This is a genomic window from Asticcacaulis sp. (assembly GCF_027484505.1).
In the GTDB taxonomy this organism is placed as follows: domain Bacteria; phylum Pseudomonadota; class Alphaproteobacteria; order Caulobacterales; family Caulobacteraceae; genus Asticcacaulis.
The window spans coordinates 1-7,229 of record NZ_JAIXSV010000323.1; the positions used below are offsets into that span (position 1 = coordinate 1).

Annotated in this window: 6 protein-coding genes and 1 pseudogene; 5 read left to right on the top strand and 2 right to left on the bottom strand. The window is 60.6% G+C overall.

The genetic code is table 11. The features are described from left to right. Together Q0072_RS18885 and trpE are read left to right on the top strand one after the other, a co-directional pair. Positions 1-534, top strand: a 534-nt coding sequence (locus Q0072_RS18885; protein ID WP_366941855.1) for a peptidyl-prolyl cis-trans isomerase, incomplete at its 5' end; no start/stop codon positions are given. Next, positions 531-2,054: an anthranilate synthase component I gene (gene trpE / locus Q0072_RS18890; RefSeq protein WP_298333096.1), complete on the top strand. Its 1,524-nt coding sequence runs from the start codon at positions 531-533 to the stop codon at positions 2,052-2,054. The genes Q0072_RS18885 and trpE, both read left to right, overlap by 4 nt. 1 nt (position 2,055) lies before the next feature. Here the strand turns inward: trpE and Q0072_RS18895 are convergent, their stop codons facing one another. Next, positions 2,056-2,331: a hypothetical protein gene (locus tag Q0072_RS18895; protein ID WP_298333097.1), complete on the bottom strand. Its 276-nt coding sequence runs from the start codon at positions 2,329-2,331 to the stop codon at positions 2,056-2,058. A 69-nt stretch (positions 2,332-2,400) separates the two neighbouring features. After that, on the bottom strand, positions 2,401-4,110 hold the full coding sequence (gene ybaL / locus Q0072_RS18900; RefSeq protein WP_298333098.1) for a YbaL family putative K(+) efflux transporter: 1,710 nt from the start codon (positions 4,108-4,110) through the stop codon (positions 2,401-2,403). A gap of 327 nt (positions 4,111-4,437) precedes the next feature. Between ybaL and Q0072_RS18905 the strand changes: the two genes are divergently transcribed. From Q0072_RS18905 to Q0072_RS18915, 3 genes and pseudogenes are all read left to right on the top strand, one after another. Next, positions 4,438-5,793, top strand: a complete 1,356-nt coding sequence (locus Q0072_RS18905) for an MFS transporter (protein WP_298333099.1) — start codon at positions 4,438-4,440, stop codon at positions 5,791-5,793. Between the two features lie 16 nt (positions 5,794-5,809). Further along, complete coding sequence (mazG, locus tag Q0072_RS18910; protein WP_298333100.1) at positions 5,810-6,562, top strand: nucleoside triphosphate pyrophosphohydrolase; 753 nt, start codon at positions 5,810-5,812, stop codon at positions 6,560-6,562. 389 nt (positions 6,563-6,951) lie between these two features. After that, a pseudogene (locus Q0072_RS18915) lies at positions 6,952-7,229 on the top strand (transcriptional regulator); the annotation flags it as partial.

Sequence of the window (7,229 nt, forward strand, 5' to 3'; positions counted from 1 at the left end):
CCGTCGGAAGTCCCGGCGCTCGATACCATCAAGCCGCAGATGATTCAGGCCTGGCAACAAAAGACGGCCGGGGACCGCGTCGCCGCCAGGAGCGAAGAAGCCGCTGCGCGCCTGCGCAAGGGCGAGACACTCCAGGCCGTCGCCTCTTCTATGGGCCTGAAGGCTCAGGCCTACCCTGCTCTGGCGCGTCAATCGGCCCCGCAAAGCGTTGGTCCGGAAATCGCTGGCCGCATCTTTTCGGCCAAAAATAATGAGGTCTTCACCGCTCGCCTGAACGAAATGGTCAGCGTCGTGGGTAAGGTCACCGCCATTAACAAGGCCGAGGCCACCGCAGTCAATCAGGCCTCGGCCATGACCGGTCAGGCCGTCGCCTATGGCCTGTTCCAGGACCTCAGCTTCACCATGCGCAAGGGCGCACGCGCCGCGGTCAAGACGAAGACCAACCCAGATGCCGCAATCGCGGCTCTGGGCCTCAACCCGGCCAGCATCAAGGCGGACGACAAGACGGCAGAAGCCGGCAAGGCCGCCAAATGATCAGCGCGGCCTTCGCTTCCGATGCCACCGGCGTCAGCGGCTTTGCGGCCCAATATGACGCCGGACAACCGGTTATTGTCACCCGCCGCCTGACCGACGATCTGGAAACGCCTGTCTCGGCCTATCTCAAACTGGCCAAAAGCCGCGCCTTCTCGTTTCTGTTTGAATCGGTCGAAGGTGGCGCTCTGGCCGGGCGTTACTCGATCCTGACCCTGCGGCCCGACCTCGTCTGGCGCTGTTTCGGTGAGCGGGCGGAAATCGCGCGCGGTGAAGCGGCGATTGCCAAAGGGCTGTATGAGGCCGAAAGCGCGCCGACGCTTGAGTCCCTGCGCGCGCTCGTCACCGCGCACCGTTTGGAAATTCCGGACGACCTGCCGCCGATGATTTCGGGGCTGTTCGGCGTGTTCGGCTATGACCTTATCCGGCTGTACGAGCCGCTGGGGCCCGCCAATCCCGACCCGCTGTCCCTGCCGGACGCCGTGGTGTGCCGCCCGTCGGTCATCTGCGTCTTCGACAATGTGAAGCACGAAATCCTGCTGGCGACGACCGTATGGCCGGGCGCGGGTGTGAACGCCCAGACGGCCTATAGTGCGGCCCTGTCGCGCCTCGATCAGGTGGAAGAAGACCTGCGCCTGCCCCTGCCGCCCAAGCCCGTGGCCATGGAGCGCGAACAACCCGCCCTCACCTCACCCACCTCGGCGGCGGACTACAGCGCCATGGTCGAAAAGGCCAAGGACTACATAGCGGCGGGCGATATTTTTCAGGTGGTGCCGTCGCACCGTTTCGAAGCGCCGTTCGACCTTGACCCGTTCGCCTTCTATCGGTCACTGCGCCGTCAGAACCCTTCGCCCTATCTCTTCTATCTCGACTTCGGCAATTTCCAGCTGGCCGGATCGTCGCCGGAAATTCTGGTGCGGGTGCGCGACGGCAAACTGACCATCCGCCCGATCGCCGGCACCCGCCCGCGCGGCAAAACACCGGAAGAGGACAGGGCGCTTGAGGCCGAACTGCTGGCCGATCCGAAGGAATTGTCCGAACACCTGATGCTGCTCGATCTGGGCCGCAACGATGTGGGCCGCGTGGCCAAACCGGCCAGCGTGCGCGTGACGCAGAAATTCTATATTGAGCGCTACAGCCACGTTATGCACATCGTCTCAAACGTCGAAGGCGACGCCCCGGCCAATCTCGATCCGGTCGATGCCCTTCTGGCCGCTCTACCGGCCGGGACGCTGTCGGGCGCGCCCAAGGTGCGGGCCATGGAGATTATCGACGAACTGGAGTCGGTCAAACGCGGCGTCGGCTATGCCGGGGGCGTCGGCTATATCTCCGGTTCCGGGTCGCTGGACGTCTGTATCGTGCTGCGCACGGCCCTGTTCAAGGATGAAAAAATCTACGTGCAGGCCGGAGCCGGCGTGGTCGCCGACAGTGTGCCGCTCACCGAGTATCAGGAAACCGTGCACAAGGCCTCGGCCCTGATCAAGGCCGCCTCGGAAGCCTGGCGTTATAAGCAGGGCAACTGAGTCACTTAAGGTCTGAGGGGCTGGCCGACAACTGAAAGCCGCCCTCAGTGCCCGAACTGACCGCCTTGCTGACGACGGGCGTAGGCTCCGGCTTGTTCTGCGACATGACCGGGCCGACCAGCATAGACGCCGCCAGCCATAATCCCGACACGGCAAACGCCGCCGAGGCCATCAGCGCCTTGAGAATGGACGGTGTCCGCTCTACGCGCTTATCGAGCAGCAGACGCGCCTGTTCCAGCGGCGACAGATTATCATTGATGGCGGGCGCATGAGGCATGATCAGAGCCTTCTGAGCTGATTCTGGTCAGGTTTGAACTCTGCGCCCGCTATGGTTAATGAGGCGTAATCAGACCGCCTTAGGACTGAAACGATCAAGGACATGGCGCGTGATATTGCGCGCCAGTTCCTCTTCACCAAAGAAGACCGTCCCCATCTGCGCCTGTTGCAAGAAGTGCATCTCTTCTTCGCTGTGGGTGCGCAACACGACCTCTATGGCCGGATTGACGCGCCGGGCTGCCTCGACCATCAGATGGATATCCACCAGATCAGGCGTCGCCACCAGCAACATGGCGGCGTGCTGGATGTGGGCCTGCACCAGCACCTCCGGTTCGACGGCATCGCCATAGACGGCGGCCTTGCCGTTCTGGCGCAACTCTTCCACGCGCTCGCGGTTCTGCTCAACAACCACATAGGCGATGCCCTGCGCGTCCAGAGTAGCGGCGATACGCTTGCCGACGCGGCCATAGCCGACCAGCACCACCTGTCCTTTCAGATAGCGAGCCTCCGTCGTCTGCGGCAGTTCGGACAGCACGTCCTCGCGCCGCTCATGCCGCCGCGCCAGTTCCGAATGGGCCAGCACCCAGCGCGTCAGGGGGGCAATGGCCGCAAACAGGAAGGAGTTGAGCGCAATGGACACCAGCGCCCCGGCCAGAAGCAGGCTCATCCCCGATTGCGGCAATATGCCAAGAGACAGCCCCAACCCGCCGAGAATAAACGAAAATTCGCCGATCTGGGCCAGACTGGCCGCCACAGTAAAGGCGGTGTTGAGCGGATAGCGAAAGACCAGCACCAGAGCCGCCGCCGCCAGCCCCTTACCGACAATAATAATCCCGACGACGGCCAGAACCTCCATCGGGTGTTCGATCAGCACCTTCGGGTCGAACAACATGCCGACCGACACAAAGAACAGCACCGAAAAGGCGTCACGCAAAGGCAGGGATTCTTCGGCGGCGCGGTGGCTGAATTTCGACTCGCGCATCACCATACCGGCGAAAAAGGCCCCCAACGCGAATGACACGCTGAATAGCTCCGACGCCCCCCAGGCGATGGTGATGGCCGCCGCGATAACTGACAGGGTAAACAGTTCGCGCGAACCGGTCTTGGACACCTGCCACAATATCCACGGAAACACCTTGCGCCCGGCCAGCATCATCAGGGCAATAAAGGCCCCGACGCTGAGCAGGGTCTGACCGATGGTGACCCACAGATTGCCGGTCGGGGCGCTCCCCGCCGAGCCATTACTCTCCAAAAGATGCGCCAGCGGTGGCAGCAGGACCAGCACCAGCACCGTCACCAGATCCTCAACCACCAGCCAGCCGACGGCGATGCGGCCGTTCATGCTGTCGATGGCGTTGCGCGCCTCCAGCGCCTTCAGCAGCACGACCGTCGAGGCACAGGATAGCGACAAGCCGAAGACGAGGGCCGCCCCCATGCCCCAGTCCCAGCCCCAGTGTGCCAGCGCAAAGCCCAGACAGGTGGCCAGCGACATCTGCACAACCGCCCCGGGCAGGGCGATCTTGCGCACCGACATCAGGTCGCCCAGCGAGAAATGCAGGCCAACCCCAAACATCAGCAACATGACGCCGATTTCCGACAACTGTGCGGCGATATGGGTGTCGGCGACAAAGCCCGGCGTGGACGGCCCGATCAGGATTCCGGCCAGCAGATAGCCGACCAGCGCCGGCAGTTTGATTTTTTCAGCCAGAAAGCCAAACAGCAACGCCAGACCGAATCCGGACGCAAGGGTTGTAATCAGAGAAATATTATGGTGATCCATCGGTCGCCTTTAGAGTTTGAGGACAGAAAAGGCCCGCAATCCGGCGGCACAAACGCGCCGTCGCCGAGGAGACATGTTGAATTACGGATTAAGTTAAACGTCAGGGTTCAGGCGAATAATGTCAACCCTTTAACGCTCTTAAAATCTATACTGGCGAAAATACAGGCACTATTGCGCGGAATTCAGGACTGTGCAAACGTTTGACTATCCCCCGCCTATCGATTTGCAAATAGTAAAATGAACATTGTTCAAATCTAGCCGGCGTGTTATGTTGCCGCATACGGCAATCTGGCCGAACTCACAAAAGACGCGCTCACAGGGGTTTTCATGTCATCCAAACACGTTACCTGGCCACGCTTGCTCGCCTTTTGCGGGCCGTGCATCCCCTTTGCGGCGCTGGGCCTGCCTCTGTCGGTGACCCTGTCAGAATACTACGTCACCTATATCGGCATCAGCCTGGGCATGGTCGGCGTGGTGTTTATGGCCGTTAAGCTGATCGACATTGCCGTTGATCCTCTCATCGGCTGGGCGATGGATCGCACGCGCACACGCTTCGGGCGGTTCAAGCTATGGATGGCCCTGTGCCTGCCGGTGCTGTTCGTTTCCACCGGCTTTATGTTTCTGGCCCCGGCGGGGGCTTCGGCGCTGTATCTCGGTATCTGGCTGCTGGTCATCTATATCGGCTTCTCGATGGCCGCGCTCAGCCAGTCGAGCTGGGGCAGCGTCCTGACCGACGACTATGACGAGCGCACCAAGGTCTTCGCCTTCTGGCAGGTCGGCAATATTGTCGGCCTCCTGTGCGTCGCCCTGATCCCCGTGGTGGCGCAGGCCATCGGTCAGACCTATCAGACCGGCGTGCAGTGGATGGGCATTTTCATCATGATCACCTTACCCCTGACCATCGGCATCGCCTTGTGGATCGTGCCGGAAAAGATGTCCGATGCGGCGACGCATGAGGTGCGGCTGGCGGCCTATTTCGACATGATCCGCCGCCCGAACGTTATCCGGGTGTTGCTGGCTGACCTGCTGATGGGGCTGGCGCCGGGGATCATGGGGGCCTTGTTCTTCTTCTATTTTATGCAGACCAAGGGGCTGACGCGCTTTGAATGCACCATCGCCATGCTGCTCTATTTCGTGGCAGGCCTTGTCGGGGCGCCCCTGTGGAACTGGGCTTCGAAACGCTTTTCCAAGCACCGCACCCTGATCGCCTCGGCCATTATCTTCGCCGTCGTCTACAGCGGGCTGGCCTTCGTGCCGGCAAACAACTTCCCCATCATGGCCGTGGCCGTGTTTCTGGCCGGCATCCCCTACGCCGCCTATCTGCTGCTGACGCGCTCGCTGATGGCGGACATTGGTGATGAGGTGCTGCTGGAAACCGGCCACGATCAGAAGGGTACGCTGATGTCGATTCTGTCGGCCACGACCAAGCTCGGCTACGCCTTTTCGGTGCTCACCCTGTCGGCTCTGGCCCTGCTGGGCTTCGATAACAAGGCGGCGCACAACACGCCCGAAGCCCTGTTCTGGGTCGAAGCCTTTTTTATTGGCCTGCCGGTCATTTTTCTTTTGCTTGGTGCGTGGGCAATGACATCCTATGACCTGACGCCGGAACGCTATGCGTCCATTCAGTCCGCACTGAAAGCAAAAGGTTTATCCCGTGACCCAGGCTCCCCCCGCCCCCATTGATGCGCTGATTGAGGTGATGAACCGCCTGCGGGCCAGGGACGGCGGCTGTCCGTGGGATCTGGCCCAGACCTTTGACACGATCGCCCCCTACACGATCGAGGAATCCTATGAAGTGGCCGACGCCATTGCGCGCAAGGACATGCGCGACCTCAAGGAAGAACTGGGCGACCTGCTGTTTCAGGTGGTCTTCCACAGCCATCTGGCCAAGGAACAGGGACTGTTTGATTTCAACGACGTGGCTCAGGCCATGACGGACAAGCTGATCCGCCGTCACCCGCACGTCTTTGGAGAGGCCGGGGACCGCACCGCCGACGAACAGAATGCCGCCTGGGAGGTGCAAAAGGCCGCCGAGCGCAAGGCCAAGGCCAAGCATGGCATTCTCGACGACGTGCCCGTGGGGCTGCCCGCCCTCACCCGCGCCGCCAAGCTGACCAAACGCGCGGCCCGCGTCGGCTTCGACTGGCCGTCACTCAATGAGGTGCTGGACAAGCTGGAGGAAGAGGTCGCCGAGCTGAAGGTCGAACTGGCGGCAGGCGATCACGAAAAGGCCAAGGCCGAGCTGGGTGACATCCTGTTCGTCATCGCCAATCTGGCGCGCAAGATGGAGGCCGAGCCCGAAGACGCCCTGCGCGGCACTAATGCCAAGTTTGTGCGCCGCTTTGAGATGATCGAGGCCGAGTTGGCCAAGATCGGCAAGACACCGGAACAGTCGGACCTCGCCGAAATGGACGCTTTGTGGAACAAGGCCAAACAGGCCGAGCGCACATAGTTGATACCCGTCGAAAGTGGTGAAGCCGAGACGCTGTTTGAACTGCGGCAGCGGTTTCGTCATTTTGGGAACCACAGATTACACAGATTTCACAGATTGGCGCTTCGCGCCCAGGGTGTTGGGGACAAGCTCTGCGTTTCCTTCAGGACGCTGATAATCTGTGCCATCTGTGTAATCTGTGTAATCTGTGGCTTCTCTTTAAAACCGAGACCGCCGCAAATCATCCGTGGACATTTTATAAAAATCTTTACTTTTAAACACCTTGCATAAAAATTGCATTTTGCAATTCACAGACATAAATTTCAAAACGCAATTCAATAAATAATTCACTTGTTATCTGCTATTCATTTTGGCATCCGATTTCAGAACGTCATCGAAAGCCCGCGCCCATGGTCAAAACGGCTCCCATCCCGCTCAAATCCACCGCGACCTTCGGCCGTCGTCAGGCCCCCAAGCCCGCGCCTAAGGCGGTCAAAGAAACGGCGAAGGACGCCGCGCGCGGCCCACGTTCCAAATGCCCGATCAATCTGCTGCTGGAGGTGGTGGGGGACTCGTGGTCGCTGCTGATTATCCGCGACCTGATGTTCAAGGGGCGTTCGACCTATAAGGCCTTCCTCAATGCCGAGGAAAAGATCGCCACCAATATTCTGGCCGACCGCCTGTCGAA